The sequence below is a fragment of the Streptococcus sp. oral taxon 061 genome, from assembly GCF_964211575.1.
GTDB lineage: Bacteria > Bacillota > Bacilli > Lactobacillales > Streptococcaceae > Streptococcus.
The window spans coordinates 93,118-112,010 of sequence record NZ_CAXOQQ010000002.1 but is presented as its reverse complement, the minus strand read 5'-3'; the positions used below and the strand labels follow the sequence as shown (position 1 = coordinate 112,010).

Sequence of the window (18,893 nt, the reverse complement as noted above, 5' to 3'; positions counted from 1 at the left end):
TAAGTCATATCTCTACTCTTTCTGTTATTTTCTATGATTTTTTGATATAATGACTCTTGAATGATTCTTTAAAAGGAGATGTCCATGCGTTTTAATCAATTTAGTTATTATCCCGTTACAAACCAACAAGCTTTACAGGAATTATCTGAGCTTGGATTCAAGCTTGATCTTTCAGCTTCACATAAAGAACAGTTTGAAGCTTTTGTTAGAACTTGTTTTTTCAATTTTAAAAATACGGATTATCCCCTCACTACTTTAGCAGTTGATAAAGAAACAGATTTACTCACTTTCTTCAATTTAGACCGTGAATTGACAGCAGAAATTTTCTACACTGTTGCCTTTCAATTGCTTGGATTCAGTTACTTAGTAGACTTTGAAGATGCTCTTGCTTTTCACAAAGAAACAGCGTTTCCGATCGTTTACGGAGATCTAATCGACAATCTCTACCAGCTTTTAAACACACGCACTAAAAAAGGGAACACCCTTATCGATCAGTTAGTTAGTGATGGTCTTATTCCTGAGGACAATAACTATCACTACTTCAATGGCAAGAGTTTGGCAACCTTCAATACTAACAATGTCATTCGTGAAGTAGTCTATGTAGAGACTTGTGTTGATTCTGATAGAGATGGACTGCCTGATCTCATTAAGGTGAGCATAATCCGACCAACATACAATGGGAAGATTCCAGCTGTTATGACTGCAAGTCCATACCATCAAGGAACCAATGATAAGGCAAGCGATAAAGCTCTTTACAAAATGGAAGCCAAACTAGAAGTCAAGGAACCAAATGAAATTACGATAGATAAGCCAATCCTAGACTTGGTTGAACCAATTGGTGATGCAGCACTCGTTTCTGATACTGAAGAAAAACTCACTCATATCAATAGCAGCTACACACTTAACGACTACTTCCTCCCAAGAGGATTTGCTAATATTTATGTGTCTGGTCTTGGAACCAAGGATTCTCAAGGTCAAATGACCAACGGAGATTACCGACAAGTTGAAGCCTATAAAAATGTCATTGATTGGCTCAATGGTCGTTGTCGTGCCTTCACAGACCACAGTCGTAAACGTCAGGTCAAGGCTGACTGGTCAAATGGCAAAGTAGCAACTACTGGTCTATCCTACCTAGGAACAATGTCTAACGGCCTTGCCACTACAGGAGTTGATGGCTTAGAAGTCATTATTGCCGAAGCAGGTATCTCATCATGGTACAACTATTACCGTGAAAATGGTCTTGTGACAAGCCCAGGCGGCTATCCTGGAGAGGACTTCGATTCATTAGATGAATTAACTTATTCTCGTAATCTCTTAGCTGGTGACTTTATTCGTGGAAACGAGGCTCATAAAACTTCCATTGAAAAACTCAAGAAAAATCTTGACCGTAAAACTGGAGATTATAACCAATTTTGGCATGACAGAAATTACCTACTCAATGCCCAAAAGGTTAAGGCTGAAGTTGTCTTTACCCACGGTTCACAAGACTGGAATGTAAAACCACTTCACGTCTATCAAATGTTCAATGCTCTTCCAGGTCATATTAATAAACACCTCTTTTATCATAACGGAGCCCATGTTTATATGAACAACTGGCAGTCAATTGATTTTCGTGAATCTATGAATGCCCTTTTGACGCAGAAATTATTGGGTCAAAACACTGACTTCCAACTTCCAAGAGTCGTTTGGCAAGACAACACCAGTCCACAAACCTGGTTGTCACTTGAAGATTTTGGAAATCAAACTGACCATAAAACTTTCTCTTTAGGTACTGAAGAAGCTGTCATTCAAAATCACTACCAAAGTTCTGACTTCGAACGTTTTGGAAAAACCTACCAAACCTTTAATAATGAACTCTATCAAGGTAAGGTCAATCAGGTTACCATAGACCTGCCAGTGACAGAAGACCTTCATCTTAATGGGCGTGTTAAACTGAACCTTCGTCTCAAGTCAAGTACAAACAAAGGCTTACTTTCTGCTCAACTTCTCGAACTTGGTCAAAAGAAATACTTACAACCATATCCAGGTGTTTTGGCTGCTCGTACAATCGATAACGGTCGTTACCACATGCTGGAAAACCTTTGCGAACTACCATTTAGCCCAACTGCACAGCGAGTTATTACCAAAGGCTACCTCAATCTCCAAAACCGTCATGATTTATTGAAAATTGAAGTAGTTAAGCCAGATGAATGGATGGAATTCCAATTTGAACTCCAACCAACAATTTACAAACTAAAAAAAGACGATACAATCCGACTCGTTCTTTATACTACTGACTTTGAGATTACTATCCGTGACAATACAGACTATCAATTAACTGTGGACCTTTCGCAATCAAGTCTAGAAATTCCTTATCAAAAGTAGTAAGTTAATCAGAAAACCCGTGATATTATTATCACGGGTTTTTTATTCTTATTTTTTTTCTTCGGCTTGTTTTTTCATTCTCGCAAGTCTCAATGAACGATTGGGATTGAGGCGATTAAAAAGTTCTTCTAATTTCTTTTCATTCCAGACATCTGCTGCAGAAACAAAATTTCCGTCAGCATCTCGGAAAGATATTGGTTTATCACCCATAGCTATCTCCTAGTCTACAAATTCAAACTCAAATTTACCAATACGAACAAGGTCGCCGTCCTTAGCACCACGAGCACGAAGAGCTTCATCAACTCCCATACCACGCAACTGACGCGCAAACTTCATGACAGACTCATCACGGTCAAAATTCGTCATATTAAAGAGTTTCATGAGTTTTTCACCTGACAGTACCCAAGTTGCATCGTCGTCACGACCAATCTCAAATGGTTTTTCTTCTTCATCAAAGCCATAATATGCTTCTTCTTCCATTTCTGATTCGTCATAAAGAAGGAATTCTGGCGTTTTATCAAGTAGCTCAGCCGTTGCGTCTAATAGAGGTGCAAGACCTTGCTTAGTCAAACCTGAAATCGGGAAGATTGGCGGTAATTCTTCAAATTCATCATAATTAGCAGCCAATTTTTTCTTGAACTCTTCAAGATTTTCTTGACTTTCAGGCATATCCATCTTATTGGCAACAATAATCTGTGGACGCTCCATCAGACGAAGATTGTAAGATTCAAGTTCCTTGTTGATTGCTAGATAGTCCTCGTAAGGATCACGTCCTTCACTAGCTGACATGTCAATAATATGTAGGATAACACGAGTACGCTCGATATGGCGCAAGAACTGAGTCCCTAGTCCAACACCTTGGCTAGCACCTTCAATCAATCCAGGAAGGTCTGCTACTGCAAATGAATCCCCTGACTGGGTACGAACCATCCCAAGATTAGGAACAATTGTTGTAAAATGGTAAGCTCCAATTTTTGGTTTCGCAGAAGTGATGACACTAAGTAGAGTTGATTTACCAACAGACGGGAAGCCAACTAAGCCAACATCCGCAAGGATTTTAAGTTCTAACTGTAATTCACGTTCTTGACCAGGTTCTCCGTTTTCTGAGATTTCTGGCGCAGGATTTTTAGGTGTTGCAAAACGGATATTTCCGCGACCACCACGACCACCGTGGGCTACGATGAACTCTTGTCCGTTCTCTATCAAATCAGTGAGAACTTTTCCAGTCTCCGCATCACGCACGGTTGTCCCTTGAGGTACACGGACAATCAAGTCTTCTGCCCCTCGGCCATGCATTCCTTTTGTCATCCCTTTTTCACCTGATTGGGCCTTGAAATGACGATTGTAACGGAAGTCCATAAGGGTACGTAAACCTTCGTCTACAACGAAAACAACGTTACCACCACGTCCTCCATCACCGCCCCATGGTCCACCATTAGGAACGTATTTTTCACGACGAAAGGCAACCATGCCATCGCCACCATTACCAGCCTTTACTTTAATCTTGGCTGTGTCTAAAAACATACTCATATTCTCTTCTCACTTTAAAAAGGGCTGGGAAAATCCCAGTCACCAACTATTACAATTTGTACCTACAACAAGTATTTTAAAATCTGCTGAATACACCAATTGCAGTCGCAAAAATACCTGCTAAAGTAACAAACAACATGATTAATACGACAAACATTGTAAGTTTTTCAAAGAATGTTTTTTTACGTTTACCATTATCACCGAATGCCATGTTTTCTCCTTTACTCTAATACTCTATTTTTAAAATTCATCTGATACAGGAGCAATTGCCCACAAGATCAAGTAAGCAATAAGTCCTGCACCATAACAGAAAGCCAAAACTCCCCAAATAACACGAACAATTGTAGGGTCAATATCAAAATAATTAGCTAAACCAGCACATACACCACCGATTTTTTGATCTCTACCACTTCTCATAAATTTCTTTTTCATATTTTTATTTCCTTTCTTTGATTTGATTAATCATTTAAATATTTTCTTAAATTTCTTAATTGTTTTCTAGATGCCTTAAGAATACGCTTCGAACTTTTAACTGGCATCGTAACAGCCTGTTGCGGAATATAGAAGACTGTCTTTAAAATACGTTTTGTAACAGGTTCGTCAGCCCCTGTTTCCTTGGCAAAATTATTTGAAATAATGACGTCTAGATAAAATTCATGGACTCTTCTACCAAAATTCTCAGCAGAAATTTCATATAATTTTTCAGCCAAGTGTTTTTCATCCATTGACGGTGTTACAAGTAAGGCTTCAAGAATCGCTCCTGCCAAGTCCCTTTCCTCATAATAAAGGGTTCCAAACATTTTATCATTGATGAGATTATCCAGATAAGGATTCCCATGGGCAATAACAGGAGTCTTACTTGCCAAACTTTCAAGATAAGTCAATCCTTGAGTCTCACTTGTTGAAGCTGATATGAAGAAATCAGCTGCCTTATAATAAAGTGCCGTTTCATTTGGCGGTATCATCCCTGTAAAAATAACAGAATCTTGAATCTGCAAGTCTTCTGCCTGCTCCTTAAGATTTTTCAAATAAGGTCCATCTCCAGCTACAACCAGTTTAACATTTGGTTCTTCTTTTAGGACATCTGGTAAAGCCCTAAGAACTGCTTGAATATTCTTCTCGTAAGAAACTCGAGAAAGACTTAGAAGCATCTTTTCGTCTTGTTGGATCCCTAGTTTATCCCGTAAGTCACTAATGTGTTCAGGACCAATCTCAGGGCGTTCAAATTTTGCAAGTTCAATTCCAGTAGGAATGACACGCTTTTCAACTTTTACCTTATAGTCAGATAAAAGGTCGCGCACAATTTCACTCGGGCAAATAACCCCATCAACGTCATGAAGAAATCCTCTCACAAGATACTTGACCATACCTGGACGAATCAACATCCCCTTAGCAATATAGTGGACATAATCCTCATACTGGGTATGATAGGTATGAATGACTGGGATTTTCAGTTCACGAGCAATCCATATTCCCAATAAACCAAGAGAAAACTCTGTCTGGGTATGAATAATGTCTAACTGATATTGTTTCGCAATCTCAAGAGCTTTTGTAAATCCACGGTAAGCAAAACGACGATCTTTAAAGGCAAAGAAAGGAACACTAGGAATACGAATAATCTGCCAGTCTTCATAACGATTGACATCCTTATCGGTTGTCGTGAAGATAAAGACTGCATGCCCTTGCTTTTCAAGCTCTGTTTTTAAGGTTCGAATACTGGTTGCAACACCCGAAACCTGTGGGAAATAAGTATCTGTAAATAATCCAATTCGCATATACTACCTCATTTTTTTCCTAAAGCCGCTTGCTCCCGATAGAATTTTAGCCAGATTTCTAAGAGATGCTCTTCTGAATATTCTCTTGAAATAGCCTTGGCCTTTTCTTTTAACTCTTTCAAAGCTTCTGGATGCTCTCGATATTCCAAAATGGCTTCTTTCATTTCTTCTACATCGGTGGTTGGTCTGTAATTTCCTTCTAGAATCACCTTATAAAGATCTAAGTCCCGAAGCATAATGGGAGCTTCACAACTCGCAGCTTCTAAAATAGTCATCGGAAAGAGCTCGTTATAGCTAGGAAGTAAGAACAAATCTGCCAAAGCATACAGTTCTCTCATCCGTTCTGGCTCAACAATTCCAGGGAAAATCAGATTCTCTGGAGGATTATCCATGATTTTTTTATAGCGTTCATAACCATCTGTAATCCCACCAAATGAGAAGCCTCCAGCCCAAATAAAGGTGATATCCGGTAGTTCCTCAGCAAGTGTAATGAAATCATCAATCCCTTTACGCTTTTGAACCTGCCCAGCCCCTACTACTACAAATTGATTTTCGTTCAATCCCATGTCACTTCGAAGTTTGCTTACTTCTTCTTCAGGAAGTGAATGCCATTTTTCTTTGTTAACAAAGTTAGGGATGTAGGTCACCTTTTCACGAGGAATACCAGCTGCAACCAAATCTTCGATAAAAGTAGGATTAACCACAACTAAATGTTCCATACGGTCATAAAAAGAAAACACATAGCGTTTAACAATTCCTTTTAAGAAGAACGGAATTTTCAAACTGCCCTCTAAGGTATCAGGTAAGAAGTGGACATAACCAATTCTACGACCTGAACGCTTCTTTTGAAAAGTTGACAGATAATAAGGAAGGTCGATTGTATGAAAATGAGTAACATCAGCTTCTACAGGAAGATTCTCCGTTACAATTAGTTGGTCTTTCGCATCACGTTTCAAAAGTTGCACAAGTTCACGGTAAGCTCCGGAAACACCTTGGCCTGCTACCTTTTCACTCGAACTTAGCATGTTGATGCGTAATTTCTCTTTTTCCATACTATCCATTATATCATTTTATTGAAAGAAAATCAGCAAATTAAAAAAGAGATAGCATAAAAGCTAGGGAATTTCCTAACACTTATACTATTTCTTTTTTTATATCATTCTATTTAATACCTAATGCGATACGAGCATAGCGACTCATTTTTTCAACAGTCCAAGCTGGATACCAAACTAATTTCACTTCAACGTTAGTAACCTCTGGTACGTCTGTCATAGCATCATAAATCTGATCAGTTAAAAGATCTGCCAAAGGACAACCCATTGTAGTCAAGGTCATATCGATTTCAGTTTCACCGGTATCACCATCAAATCGAATCTCATAAATTAGACCTAGGTTAACGATATCAATTCCTAATTCTGGGTCGATAACTTCTTCTAAAGCCGTCAAAATCCGTGTTTTGATGTTTTCAATTTGCTCTTCTGTGTAAGCCATATTCAGTCTCCTATAACCTAATCTTCGATAAAGTCACGAAGAGGTTTGCTTCTACTTGGTTGGCGAAGTTTTCTCAACGCTTTTGCCTCAATCTGACGGATACGCTCACGAGTGACGTTAAAGACTTTACCCACATCTTCTAACGTACGCATTTTACCATCATCGAGTCCAAAACGAAGACGAAGAACATTTTCTTCTCTATCAGTCAAGGTATCTAGAACTTCATCCAACTGCTCACGCAAAACGATGCGAGTTGTGTAGTCAACTGGATTTTCAATCACTTCATCTTCGATAAAGTCTCCAAGGTGGCTATCATCTTCTTCACCAATAGGCGTTTCTAGAGAAACTGGTTCTTGCGCAATCTTAAGGATTTCACGAACTTTATCAGGTGTCATATCCATACGTTCAGCGATTTGCTCAGGAGTAGGATCTTGTCCCAACTCTTGAAGAAGATTACGTTGTTCACGAACAAGCTTATTGATAGTTTCCACCATGTGAACTGGAATACGGATGGTACGAGCTTGGTCAGCAATGGCACGGGTAATAGCCTGACGGATCCACCAAGTTGCATAAGTTGAGAATTTGAACCCTTTAGAGTAGTCAAATTTATCAACGGCTTTCATAAGCCCCATGTTACCTTCTTGGATTAAGTCAAGGAATTGCATTCCACGTCCAACATAGCGTTTCGCGATAGACACTACCAAACGAAGGTTAGCTTCTGCTAGACGTTGCTTAGCTTCAACATCGCCAGCCTCAACAGCAAGGGCCAACTCTTTTTCTTCTTCGTTTGTAAGAAGAGGTACAACCCCAATTTCTTTCAAATACATGCGAACAGGATCGTTAACCTTTGCAGATGTAGAACCAATTAAATCCTCATCACTAAGTTCTGGTTCTTCTTCTGTACTTAGAACACGCTCACTTGGATTTCCTTCGTTATCAGTGATTGCAATCCCAGCATCTTGAATACGTTGCAACAGATTTTCAATCCCTTCAACATCAAGAGCAAAAGGAATTACAAGGACATTGTTGATTTCGTCATCTGTCGCAGTACCAGTTTTCTTATGGTTACGAATAAACTCAGCGACTTGGACATCAAAAGTTGTTACTTCTTTTTGTTTTTTTGCCATTCTTACTCCATTCTTCTTTTTTGGGCAATTAAGCGTTCAAGCTCTTCTAAAGCAGCATCTGTGTCGCCTACATGACTAGCTTCCTGAACTTTCTTTTTAATTTGCAAGTTTTGTTGATTCAAAAGAGCACGATTACGAGACTCTTCCACTTCCTTTAGTTCTTCTGGAGACATTTCAGAAGGTAGATCCAAGGCTAACACTTGGTACCAAGCATTTTCCACCTCTCTAGTCTGATTTGCCAAGTCTTCAGAAGAAATCGAACCATTATCAATCAAGAGTCCATACAAGGTCTGAAACTCTGGAGTTTCAAATACAAAATCATCTCTCAAACGATAATCATTCAACACAAGGGGGTGCTCCATCATACGATAAAGAATATGTGCTTCAGCTCTCATGACTGCCGTCAATTGTTTAGTAACCGACATAGTAATTGGTGTCGGATTAACAACCTGCTTCACTTTTTCTTGTCTTTGTCTGACACGACTTTCGTTGATGATGTGCTCAACTTGTTGATAATCAAAAGATGGTAAATGATCCGTCAACAAATGAATATAGGTGTTCTGGGCTGTGATAGAAGGTTCTTTGACGATAAGAGGTGCAATTTTCTCAATGAACTCAATCTGTGCTTGGAGATTTTCACTATTACTAGGTTTGTAATGATGGATATAAAACTCAATTGGACTGATTCGAGTATTGGATAAAAGATAAGCCAAATCCTCTGGAGAATTCTTTTGTAAATACTCATCAGGATCCATTGCATCAGGAATCTGGACTACTTGTACAGGTAGATCTTTAAGCTCGTCCAAAGCTTTAGCAGTTGCAGCTTTTCCTGCCTTATCACCGTCATAAGTGATAATCACTTTTTTTGTAAAGCGTTTGAGATGTTCGACATGTTCAGCAGTCAAGGCCGTTCCCATTGAAGCTACTGCATTTTCAATACCAGCACGGTAGGCTGCAATAACATCCATAAAGCCTTCCATCAGATACATTTCAGGAGCCTTACCAGACCCTTTTTTTACCCTATCCAAATGATATAATTCGTAACTCTTGTTAAAAATCGCCGTCGCTCGACTATTTTTATACTTGGCAGTTTGAGAATCCGTCTCTTGCCAAATCCGTCCAGAGAAAGCAATTACCTTTCCTTGGTCGTTTGAGAGTGGAAATATAATCCGGTTATGAAAAGTATCAAAAAATTGGTTACTTTCAGATAGATAAAATAGACCTGAATCCAGCAAGTCCTTCTCACTATAATCGTCTGCTAAACGCTGATAAAGATAAGAGCGTTCTGCTGGAGCTAGACCAATCATAAAGTGTTTAATGACATCATCAGTCAAGCCACGTTTATAGAGATAGTTTCTCGCCTCCTCACCCATTTTAGTCGTCATGAGGATAGCATGATAAAAGCGTGCAGCCTTGTCATGCATATCGTAGAGATTTTGATGGGGTGACGTGTGTGGGACAGGGTTATGTGCAGGAGCTTCAAGGTGCATTCCGAGACGTTCGCCCAACATCCTTACTGCATCCACAAAGGTTACTTGTTGATACTCCTCTATAAACTTAAAGACGTCTCCAGAACGACCACAACCAAAACAGTGGTAAAATTGCTTATCTTCGACCACGTTAAAGGAAGGGGTCTTTTCACCATGAAAAGGACAGAGCCCCAAAAAGTTCCGTCCAGATTTTTGTAAAGAAATCACTTCTCCTATGATTTCGACAATATTGGTATTGTTTTTGATTTCTTCGATGACTCTCTTGTCAACCATAGACAATACCTCCATTTTATCACAGTTTACTCTAACTAGTATAGCTTATTTCTGAAAAAAAGTAAACCATTTCATACCTTTTACATGCTTCTATTTCATAAAACTAGCTAGTGACTTTCTCAACTTTTACATCGTTTTCGGATACAAGGTCCACTAAAAAATGCGTTGACATTAATTTGTAGTGATGGAGTTTTTATTAACTATATTTGCAGAAGCGACCAAGTCCCCAAATTCTGCATTCTCGACTTCATAGATATAGTTGGTCAGATAAAGTGGTCTGTTCTTTTCTAATCCTTGCTCCCAGTAACTATCTTTTAATTCTAAACTTTCGTAGACTGAACGGAAAGCCCAAATTTTTGTAAAGGTAACACATTGGTTACTACCTTATTATTCTGAAACGACTATTGCAAAATAAAAATTTTCTCCATTACTATTTGTATACTGTTTGATATAATTTTTGGCCACAGAAATCGACTCCTGTGAATCATTATCTTTATTTTTAGGAGTATAGTACCAGCTATCATAAGTTATATCAAACATATCGCCTTGTCTTGAATACACATCTCCACCAAGAATAACAAACTTTTTTGATTTTATCCAGTCTATATATGCCAACATATCTTGATATGTATATGCATAACTTGCGACACCCAATTCTGCTAAAGAGTTACCTTTATTTTCGAAATTAAATTTACCTAGTTTCATATGATTGGACTCCTACTTTTTTCGTTTTTAATACGTTAGTTTTTCGAGCTGGTTATTGACATTATAGGTATAGATCTCCTTATCTCCGAGACTGGTCATGCGCTCCATTAGATTGAAAAGCTGGTCATAGCTATAGCTTGTGACCTTGCCATTTACATTCGTGACCAAAGTGACATTGCCCACACTGTCGTAGGTATAGCTAGAGGTGGAAGCCTTCTCTCCACTTCCTTGTGTCGCTGTAAGCAACTGTTCCTTTAGGTCATAGGTGTGACATAAAACTCTCAAAGAAATCCTTCCTAAAGAGTTTTTGCATGTTTCTATCACAACAGAAGATAGCTGTTCAATATAGAGCAACTAAATCCTAAAAGCCTAAAATTTGATTAGTCTATTTAGAAAAACTTAGTGGCACAATCTCTACATCCCCAAGATTGTCAACTGAGTAACGTTGACTACCATTTTTAAACCAGCGTTCTAGAACGACATCATAGAGCATGAAGTGGGATTTTTCTTTAATCCAAGCTTCATCAATCCCATGAGGTTTTAAATACTCTAGTACTTCGTTTGGATTAGTTAAGTAAAAATTTGGTTTTTCCACAGTGCCCGCTCTCTTAAAATACGACTCCAAATTTATCTCTCCGCTATCCTTATTTCTTATATTATACCCAGCTAAGTAGTATGCCAGTGAACTTTTAGAATCTGAAATTTCGATAGTTTGATTAAGATTTTTATTCTTATAATTGTATCTAATAAATAGATATCTCCCATCAGATAATAGTTGCTGGTATTCAATAATAAAAGTTTCTTCAAAACCTACAATCACTTCTAACCTTTCATTTTCAGACAAGCCTGCATCAAGTCCTATGGGAATTATCCAGTCTGGATCTCTAAACGACTGACTTCCATCAACGGCTTTGCTAAAATCAGCGAGACAAGGCAAAATACCACTATGGGTTTCTGCATAGTTCATTTCTAAAAAGACATTGCTTAAAGACTCATATACTCCCTTATAATAATTCTTTTGATAGGCACGATACAGACCGAACAAAGTTAGAAAAACTAATATCGTTATGACTAGAATTTTTAAAATTTTTTTCATTGACATTTTTCCTTACTTAAATCTTGGATAAACTGATAAGCAACATTGTTCTTCTCTTTTAACAGCTCCATTGCTTGGGCATCATCCTATTCAGAAAAACTTAGTGTCACAATCTCTACATCCCCAAGATTGTCAACTGAGTAACGTTGACTACCATTTTTAAACCAGCGTTCTAGAACGACATCATAAAGCATGAAGTGGGATTTTTCTTTAATCCAAGCTTCATCAATCCCATAAGGCTTTAAATACTCTAGTACTTCGTTTGGATTTGTTATCTGAAAATTTGGTAAGCCTTTAGTCGAACTAAAACTATAGGAACTTTTTAAATGTAGCTCTAAATCAGATTCTTTTCCACTCTTCACTTCTATATTATAACCAATTAACCCGTAAGCTAATGATTGATCAGATTCTGAAACCTCAATAGTTTGTTTGAGTATTTTATCGCTATAATCATAGTCAATAAAAAGATATCTACCGTCAGGTAACGTCCGCCTATACTCAATTAGAAATGTTTCTTCAATACCTACATACACTAATATAATTTCACTTTCAGATAAGCCTGATTCAAGCCTCATACCAACTGTAATATCCTTATCGCGATATGATTGGCCTCCGTCAACGGCTTTACTAAAATCAGCAAGTCCAGGTAAAACACCACTATGGGTTTCTGCATAATTCATTTCTAAAAAGACATTGCTTAAAGACTCATATACTCCCTTATAATAATTCTTTTGATAGGCACGATACAGACCGAACAAAGTTAGAAAAACTAATACAGTTATGACTAGAATTTTTAAAATTTTTTTCATTGACATTTTTCCTTACCTAGAACTTATATGCTCTTTGCTGTCAAAATATATTTTTAACGTCTTATTTTAAAGACGAGATAACATTCAGACGATACAATCTTTTTAGAAATTTTATTTCTCTAGGTACCATTTCCTTAGAATCATTATACTATAAAATGTTAGATGGTGACAATAAGACTAGTTTTTGACAAACTCCCTTTAACACAAAAAAACTAGAAGTAGAAATCCTACTTCTAAGTTTTTAATGATATATGTTTTAAAAATTATCTATTCAAATAACTGATAGTAATCTGAAATCTTCATCTTGGCTTTTTCATCCTTATTCAAATCTTGGATGATTCGGCCTTCTTTCATAACAATCAAACGATTTCCGTACTTGAGAGCATCTTCCATATGGTGGGTAATCATCAGAGCAGTAAGATGGTCCTTACTGACAAAGTCATCTGTCAATTCCATCAAGGCCACACTTGTTTTAGGGTCAAGAGCAGCTGTATGTTCATCCAACAAAAGGAGTTCTGGACGCTTCAAGGTTGCCATCAAGAGGCTCAAGGCTTGCCTTTGTCCACCTGATAAGAATTCAATCGGGGTGTCCAAGTGTTTCTCTAGTCCATTTCCGACTTTCTCAATGGTTCCTTGAAATTCTTCCTTATAAGCTGATAGTCTTCTTGGAAATAGACCACGTTTTTCTCCACGAAACTTAGCAATCAAGAGATTTTCTGCAACCGTCATACGAGGGGCAGTTCCCATCTTAGGATCCTGAAAGACACGAGAAAGGTACTTGGCACGTTTTTCAGGGCTAAAATGAGTCACATCCTCACCCATGATGCGGATACTACCACTAGTCAATGGTAGCGTTCCAGCTATACTATTAAAGAGAGTCGACTTTCCTGCTCCATTTCCACCTAAGATTGTGATGAAGTCGTGTTCATAAATATCAATAGAAACATCGTTTAGGATAATTTTTTCCTCGTCAAATCCATTTTTCACAATTTTTGTGGCATTTTTTAATTCTACAATCGCTGTCATTTGCTTAACTTGACTCCTTTCAAATATTTATCCTTAAGGGTTGGAATGACTAGACAAGTTGCTAGGATAAGAGCACTGTATAGTCGGAGGTAGCTAGTATTAAAGCCAAGAGCAATGACTCCCCATACCAAGAATTGGTAGCTAATAGAACCAACAACAATAGTAACCAGACGTTCTGCTAATGTAAGACTCTTAAAGAGTACTTCTCCGATAATTAAGCTTGCAAGACCAACTACGATAACCCCGATACCACGAGAAACATCTGCATATCCTTCTTGTTGAGCGATAAGAGCACCAGCAAGTGCGATCACACCATTTGACAAGACCAAGCCCATCAACTCCATACGTCCAGTATTGATACCAAAACTACGAGCCATATCTGGATTATCTCCTGTTGCGATATAAGCTTGTCCCAATTTAGTATCTAGGAAGAAAAGCATAAGAAGGATAACCAAAGTCACAAAAATCAAACCTGTAAATAATTGATTAACCTCAGATGAGAAAGGAAGAACGTCCTGGATTTGTTTGGTTCCTAAGAGCCCAAGGTTTGCCCGTCCCATAATCATGAGCATGATAGAATGGCAAGAAGTCATCACTAAAATACCAGACAAGAGTGTTGGAATCTTACCTTTCGTGTAAAGAAGACCAGTCGCTAAACCTGCAAGACAGCCTGCTCCAACAGCTACTAAGGTAGCAAGAAAAGGATTGACACCTTGTGTAATTAGAGTTACTGCTACCGCTCCTCCAAGCGGGAAGGAACCCTCGGTTGTCATATCTGGAAAGTTGAGGATTCGAAAGGTCATAAAGATTCCCAAACCTAGAATAGCCCAGACAAATCCTTGTGAAATAATCGATACTATCATGTTACATTCATTTCCTTCTTTTAAAAATTGGAGGAGATGTCTCCAACTCCTCCTTCATTCTTATTCGATTACTTGACCAGCTTCTTTAAGAACTGATTCAGGTATAGTGATTCCAAATTCTTGAGCCACTTTTTTATTGATAACTGATTTACCAGTTGAGAAGACATTAACTGGAGTATCAGCTGGTTTTTCACCCTTCAAGACTTTGGCAATCATCTTACCGGTAGCAACACCAAGATCGTGTTGGTCCACAACGACTGATGCCAAACCACCTGCTTCTACCATGGCAGTCGCACTTGGGTAGATTGGTTTTTTAGCTGTTTGGTTGCTTGATACTACAGTTGAGAACGCAGATGCGATTGTGTTGTCAATTGGAACCCAGATTGCATCTACTTTACCAGTCATAACGTTTACTGTAGAAGCAATTTCGTTAGTTGAAGGAACTGCAAAAGTCTCTACTTTCAAACCAGCTTTTTCAGCGTAAGCTTTGAATTCTTCGACTTGTGATTTTGAGTTATCTTCGCTACTTGAGTAAAGAGCTCCAACTGTCTTGACATCAGGAGTCAATGTTTTAATCAATTCAACCTGTTGTTCAGCAGGGTTATGGTCAGATACCCCTGTGATGTTTCCACCTGGTTTTTCCAAGTTTTGTACCAGGTTAGCTCCAACTGGGTCTGTAATAGCTGCCATGATAACAGGAAGGTCTTTTGTTGCACTTGCTAGACCCTGAGCTGCAGGTGTCGCAATTCCGACAACAACATCATTTCCATTTGACACCAATTGTTTACTCATTGTGGCAACCTTACTTTGGTCACCTTCTGAATTCATAAAGTCGATTTTAACTTGGTCGCCTTTATAGCCTTCTTCAGCAAGTCCATCTTGGATACCTTGGTAAATCAAGTCGAGTGATGGGTGACTGACGAACTGTAGAACACCAACCTTAGCTGTTTTGTTAGTTGTCTCGGTTTTAGTATCTTGTTTCATTAAGTTAGAGTAGACCAAGCTTCCTCCAACTACAAGTGCTAGTACTGCAATAATACCAATTAAACGTTTATTCATATCTATTTCTCCTTATTTCACTTAAACTTAGTAATGTTCATGTCACTTTCAATATAACTTTACCAAGCGTCGCCATCGTTTGATTTCCATCATTTTTTCCTCCCCATAGAAAAAGTCCTCACACAAAAAACTTGTGTGAGGACGTCGATGCGCGGTGCCACCTCAATTATAGGAATTATTCCTATCGCTCTTACTCGCTTCACGAGTTGCACTATAAGGTGTGCTCACCGAATTCTTATGATTTCAAATTCTTAATAACATCCAGCCCAATTTCTTCATCTTCATCTATCTGTTTCCACCAACCACAGACTCGCTAAAAAAATTCAATGATTACTTTCTGAATGCTTAAATTATATCATTTTACTAAAACTTGTCAAGGATTTTCATGAATTATTTTAAAAAATTATGAAAATTCCTACGGTTTTTGGAAAATATTTCTAGTATTAACCTGAATTACGTAATCCTGTAGCAATTCCGTTAATAGTTGTATGAATCAATCTTTCTTCATCTGAAGAAAGCTCGCCACGACGTTGACGCTTAATCAATTCCAACTGAATATAGTTAAGAACATTGAAATAAGGCATGCGGTAGTTCAAACTGTCTTTCAAGTATGTATTTTCTGCCAAAAGTTCATCATAGCCTTCGATAGCTAATATAATGTTCTTGGTCAATTGCCATTCATCCAAAATAGTATAGTAGATTGCTTGTACTTCTTCGCTTTCACAAAGTTTAGCATATTCAAAAGCAATATTCATATTTGATTTTGATAAAACCATGTCAACGTTTGATAGGAGTGACTGGAAGAATGGCCAATTTTGATACATGTCACGAAGGTATTCAATATTTTTTGGATCTTGATCAATAAATTCCTTGAAGCTTGAACCAACACCATACCAACCTGGGAACATGACACGACTTTGTGACCATGAGAATACCCAAGGAATGGCACGTAGACCACCAATTTCAGTGATTGTTTTACGTGCTGCTGGACGAGAACCAATATTAAAGCTTGAGATATTCTTGATTGGACTAGATTCAAAGAAATAATCGTAGAAATGATCATTTCCAAATACTAGTTCACGGTAGATATCATAGCTACGACTGACTACTTGGTCCATGATTGCCTCATAGCGATTTGACGTATTAGTATCACTCTTCTTCTGTGTAATCATACGGTTGATAGCCGCTGATACCAACATTTCCAAGTTATAGTAAGCTGCATCCTTGTTTCCGTATTTATTTCCGATAACTTCTCCTTGTTCAGTTAATCGAATACGGTCCTTGATTGATTTGAGTGGTTGAGAAGCAATGGCGTCATAAGTAGGGCCACCACCACGACCAACAGTACCACCACGACCGTGGAAGAAGGTTACTTTGACTCCAAATTCATCACCGATAGCGGTTAATTGTTGTTGAGCTTTGTATAATGTCCAACAAGATGATAGATAACCACCATCCTTATTACTATCAGAGTACCCTAGCATGATTTCTTGATAATTATCTTTTGAAGCAATCCACTTCTTAGCAAGCGGTAAAGAGAAATACTTTCTCATAGTCTCTTCGGAATGATCCAAATCCTCAATTGTTTCAAAGAGAGGCACGATTTGAACACGTGCTTTTTCAGCATCTACAAGACCGACTTCTTTCAGCATAATCGCCAATTCTAACATATCAGACACGCTGGTTGCATGAGAAATAATCGTTTGACGAATGACGTCTTCTCCCAAACGATCTTTTAATTCACGTGCAGTTTGGAAAATGGCTAATTCTTTTTCAAGAAGTTCAGACTTTTCAGCATGAGTAGCTGACAAGATTCGAGGGTCTTCTAATAGTTCATGTAAAAGCAACTCGCACTTCTCATCTTCTGAAAGATCGCTATAATGGTCATTAATTCCAGCAGATGCTAACAATTCAGCAACACATGCTTCATGAACACTTGAGTCTTGGCGCATATCGATAGATGCCAAGAAGAAACCAAAGACTTCTACAGCTTCTAAAAGCTCAGCGAACTCACCAGTAAGCAAGGCCTCTGCCTTATTTTCAAGCAATGAATCTTTAATGATAGCTAAGTCTTGTTTAAATTCTTCAATTGTTTCGTAGTATGGAGGACGATCTTCAGCCAATTCTTGAATTGCTCCTGAAAGACGATTTCTAATATAGTCAGTAACCACTCCTTGTTGATGTCCTTGAGTTCCAAAGAGTCGTTCAATGTGATGGCGTTCATCTGCTGATGAGCCGACAAGAGCCCACTCTTTCAAATTTAAAAGAGTTTGAATTAATTTTGATTGAATAAAGTGAAAAGCTCGACGATAAGGTTCTTTCTCGCGGAAAACAGAAGTATCTTGAGATTGAGCTGCCATTTCTTCAACAGCCTTACTTGTCTTAGATAAATTAGTAGAAAGAGAGAAAGTACGGTAGAGACTAGAAATCTTACTGATGTAGTAGTTTAAGATCACTTCACTTTGAATGGTAGCAGAACGCATGAGTGTCTCAGCAGTTACAAATGGATTGCCATCACGGTCTCCACCAATCCACATTCCCATGGTGATAGGTTTTGCTTGTTTTAGGTCAATTCCCTGCTCTTTTGCAAGACGCTTATACTCTAACATTAGATTTGGTACAGCTTGTAGGAAAGAACTATTGTAATATTCCATCACGTTTGTGATTTCATTCGTTACTTTTAGTTTCTTCTCACGAATCATATCCGTTTGCATGATAATCTCAATGTAGCGACGAAGATCATTGTGCCATTTTTCTTTGTTAATAAGTCCCATTCTCACGTCACGGTATTTACGCAAGAGAGTATGGATATGATTGGTCAAGTCCAACATACTCTTACGTTGAACCTGAGTTGGATGGGCTGTTAATACTGGCACCACGTTCAGATGTTCAAGAATTTCAGCCGCATTTTCTTTTTCAGCAACCATTTCAATGGTTGTTGACAATTTACCAAGGTAATCCTGATCAATATTGTTTAGATGGTTAATCTCATAAGCTAAGTCTACGTCTTCGGAGATGTTAATCAAAAGTGGTAAAATAGAGAAATATCTGGAGATGTAGACCATTTCATCATTTGAAAGGCTTCTCACTACCTTATCTAGTCCTTGATAGTCTAGATTTGATGATAGCTTCTTCAACTGCATAATCTTGTCAAAGGTCTCAGCGGGAAGCATATTTTTCGTGATATCTTCAAGTAAATCTGTCAAGATTTGAACTTCTTCTTGGACTACAGTTTTGTTTCTGTTATTTTCTAGTTTTTGAAGAGACATATTTTTCTCCTTGTCA

General features: G+C 38.1%; 18 protein-coding genes. 1 reads left to right on the top strand and 17 read right to left on the bottom strand.

The window, feature by feature from the left end:
* Positions 1–84: 84 nt before the first annotated feature.
* Positions 85–2,364 carry a Xaa-Pro dipeptidyl-peptidase gene (locus AB8E63_RS02155; protein ID WP_368909726.1) on the top strand — a complete coding sequence of 760 codons (2,280 nt, stop codon included), beginning with the start codon at positions 85–87 and terminating at the stop codon, positions 2,362–2,364.
* Positions 2,365–2,412: 48 nt separating this feature from the next.
* Here the strand turns inward: AB8E63_RS02155 and AB8E63_RS02150 are convergent, their stop codons facing one another.
* The 17 genes from AB8E63_RS02150 to ppc all read right to left on the bottom strand — a co-directional run bounded on the left by AB8E63_RS02150 (position 2,413) and on the right by ppc (position 18,877).
* Positions 2,413–2,574 carry a hypothetical protein gene (locus AB8E63_RS02150; protein ID WP_006148428.1) on the bottom strand — a complete coding sequence of 54 codons (162 nt, stop codon included), beginning with the start codon at positions 2,572–2,574 and terminating at the stop codon, positions 2,413–2,415.
* A 9-nt stretch (positions 2,575–2,583) separates the two neighbouring features.
* Positions 2,584–3,894, bottom strand: a complete 1,311-nt coding sequence (gene obgE / locus AB8E63_RS02145) for a GTPase ObgE (protein ID WP_368909725.1) — start codon at positions 3,892–3,894, stop codon at positions 2,584–2,586.
* Positions 3,895–3,970: 76 nt separating this feature from the next.
* On the bottom strand, positions 3,971–4,105 hold the full coding sequence (locus AB8E63_RS02140) for a DUF4044 domain-containing protein (RefSeq protein WP_000863850.1): 135 nt from the start codon (positions 4,103–4,105) through the stop codon (positions 3,971–3,973).
* A 29-nt stretch (positions 4,106–4,134) separates the two neighbouring features.
* On the bottom strand, positions 4,135–4,326 hold the full coding sequence (locus tag AB8E63_RS02135; protein WP_000726417.1) for a PspC domain-containing protein: 192 nt from the start codon (positions 4,324–4,326) through the stop codon (positions 4,135–4,137).
* Positions 4,327–4,352: 26 nt separating this feature from the next.
* Positions 4,353–5,669, bottom strand: a complete 1,317-nt coding sequence (locus AB8E63_RS02130; protein WP_368909724.1) for a glycosyltransferase family 4 protein — start codon at positions 5,667–5,669, stop codon at positions 4,353–4,355.
* 8 nt (positions 5,670–5,677) lie between these two features.
* Complete coding sequence (locus tag AB8E63_RS02125) at positions 5,678–6,730, bottom strand: glycosyltransferase family 4 protein (protein ID WP_368909723.1); 1,053 nt, start codon at positions 6,728–6,730, stop codon at positions 5,678–5,680.
* A 100-nt stretch (positions 6,731–6,830) separates the two neighbouring features.
* Positions 6,831–7,160: a metal-sulfur cluster assembly factor gene (locus AB8E63_RS02120; RefSeq protein ID WP_000331926.1), complete on the bottom strand. Its 330-nt coding sequence runs from the start codon at positions 7,158–7,160 to the stop codon at positions 6,831–6,833.
* A 17-nt stretch (positions 7,161–7,177) separates the two neighbouring features.
* Positions 7,178–8,287: an RNA polymerase sigma factor RpoD gene (gene rpoD / locus AB8E63_RS02115; RefSeq protein WP_004252673.1), complete on the bottom strand. Its 1,110-nt coding sequence runs from the start codon at positions 8,285–8,287 to the stop codon at positions 7,178–7,180.
* A gap of 2 nt (positions 8,288–8,289) precedes the next feature.
* A complete protein-coding gene (gene dnaG, locus AB8E63_RS02110; protein ID WP_368909722.1) occupies positions 8,290–10,050 on the bottom strand; it encodes a DNA primase in 1,761 nt (586 codons plus the stop codon).
* 387 nt (positions 10,051–10,437) lie between these two features.
* A complete protein-coding gene (imm40, locus tag AB8E63_RS02105; protein ID WP_368909721.1) occupies positions 10,438–10,755 on the bottom strand; it encodes an Imm40 family immunity protein in 318 nt (105 codons plus the stop codon).
* Positions 10,756–10,782: 27 nt separating this feature from the next.
* Positions 10,783–11,040, bottom strand: a complete 258-nt coding sequence (locus AB8E63_RS02100) for a hypothetical protein (protein ID WP_368909720.1) — start codon at positions 11,038–11,040, stop codon at positions 10,783–10,785.
* Between the two features lie 100 nt (positions 11,041–11,140).
* Entirely contained in the window at positions 11,141–11,851 is a 711-nt protein-coding gene (locus AB8E63_RS02095; RefSeq protein ID WP_368909719.1) for a TipC family immunity protein, read from the bottom strand.
* 86 nt (positions 11,852–11,937) lie between these two features.
* Positions 11,938–12,660, bottom strand: a complete 723-nt coding sequence (locus AB8E63_RS02090) for a TipC family immunity protein (protein ID WP_368909717.1) — start codon at positions 12,658–12,660, stop codon at positions 11,938–11,940.
* A 267-nt stretch (positions 12,661–12,927) separates the two neighbouring features.
* The gene (locus tag AB8E63_RS02085; protein WP_368909716.1) at positions 12,928–13,686 is read right to left on the bottom strand and encodes an ABC transporter ATP-binding protein; all 759 of its coding nucleotides are present in this window, start codon (positions 13,684–13,686) and stop codon (positions 12,928–12,930) included.
* Positions 13,683–14,549: an ABC transporter permease gene (locus AB8E63_RS02080; RefSeq protein WP_036752806.1), complete on the bottom strand. Its 867-nt coding sequence runs from the start codon at positions 14,547–14,549 to the stop codon at positions 13,683–13,685. The genes AB8E63_RS02085 and AB8E63_RS02080 overlap by 4 nt, the downstream gene beginning before the upstream one ends.
* Positions 14,550–14,609: 60 nt before the next feature.
* Positions 14,610–15,608 carry a tryptophan ABC transporter substrate-binding protein gene (gene trpX, locus AB8E63_RS02075; protein ID WP_368909715.1) on the bottom strand — a complete coding sequence of 333 codons (999 nt, stop codon included), beginning with the start codon at positions 15,606–15,608 and terminating at the stop codon, positions 14,610–14,612.
* A gap of 443 nt (positions 15,609–16,051) precedes the next feature.
* Positions 16,052–18,877 carry a phosphoenolpyruvate carboxylase gene (gene ppc / locus AB8E63_RS02070; protein WP_368909714.1) on the bottom strand — a complete coding sequence of 942 codons (2,826 nt, stop codon included), beginning with the start codon at positions 18,875–18,877 and terminating at the stop codon, positions 16,052–16,054.
* Positions 18,878–18,893 lie beyond the last annotated feature (16 nt).

Coding starts and splice junctions, on each gene's coding strand:
- dnaG (WP_368909722.1), bottom strand. CDS start 10,050: ATGGTTGACAAGAGAGTCATCGAAGAAATCAAAAACAATACCAATATT.
- AB8E63_RS02135 (WP_000726417.1), bottom strand. CDS start 4,326: ATGAAAAAGAAATTTATGAGAAGTGGTAGAGATCAAAAAATCGGTGGT.
- AB8E63_RS02080 (WP_036752806.1), bottom strand. CDS start 14,549: ATGATAGTATCGATTATTTCACAAGGATTTGTCTGGGCTATTCTAGGT.
- AB8E63_RS02150 (WP_006148428.1), bottom strand. CDS start 2,574: ATGGGTGATAAACCAATATCTTTCCGAGATGCTGACGGAAATTTTGTT.
- AB8E63_RS02085 (WP_368909716.1), bottom strand. CDS start 13,686: ATGACAGCGATTGTAGAATTAAAAAATGCCACAAAAATTGTGAAAAAT.
- trpX (WP_368909715.1), bottom strand. CDS start 15,608: ATGAATAAACGTTTAATTGGTATTATTGCAGTACTAGCACTTGTAGTT.
- AB8E63_RS02155 (WP_368909726.1), top strand. CDS start 85: ATGCGTTTTAATCAATTTAGTTATTATCCCGTTACAAACCAACAAGCT.
- AB8E63_RS02095 (WP_368909719.1), bottom strand. CDS start 11,851: ATGAAAAAAATTTTAAAAATTCTAGTCATAACGATATTAGTTTTTCTA.
- AB8E63_RS02120 (WP_000331926.1), bottom strand. CDS start 7,160: ATGGCTTACACAGAAGAGCAAATTGAAAACATCAAAACACGGATTTTG.
- AB8E63_RS02140 (WP_000863850.1), bottom strand. CDS start 4,105: ATGGCATTCGGTGATAATGGTAAACGTAAAAAAACATTCTTTGAAAAA.
- AB8E63_RS02090 (WP_368909717.1), bottom strand. CDS start 12,660: ATGAAAAAAATTTTAAAAATTCTAGTCATAACTGTATTAGTTTTTCTA.
- ppc (WP_368909714.1), bottom strand. CDS start 18,877: ATGTCTCTTCAAAAACTAGAAAATAACAGAAACAAAACTGTAGTCCAA.
- imm40 (WP_368909721.1), bottom strand. CDS start 10,755: ATGAAACTAGGTAAATTTAATTTCGAAAATAAAGGTAACTCTTTAGCA.
- AB8E63_RS02130 (WP_368909724.1), bottom strand. CDS start 5,669: ATGCGAATTGGATTATTTACAGATACTTATTTCCCACAGGTTTCGGGT.
- AB8E63_RS02125 (WP_368909723.1), bottom strand. CDS start 6,730: ATGGATAGTATGGAAAAAGAGAAATTACGCATCAACATGCTAAGTTCG.
- obgE (WP_368909725.1), bottom strand. CDS start 3,894: ATGAGTATGTTTTTAGACACAGCCAAGATTAAAGTAAAGGCTGGTAAT.
- rpoD (WP_004252673.1), bottom strand. CDS start 8,287: ATGGCAAAAAAACAAAAAGAAGTAACAACTTTTGATGTCCAAGTCGCT.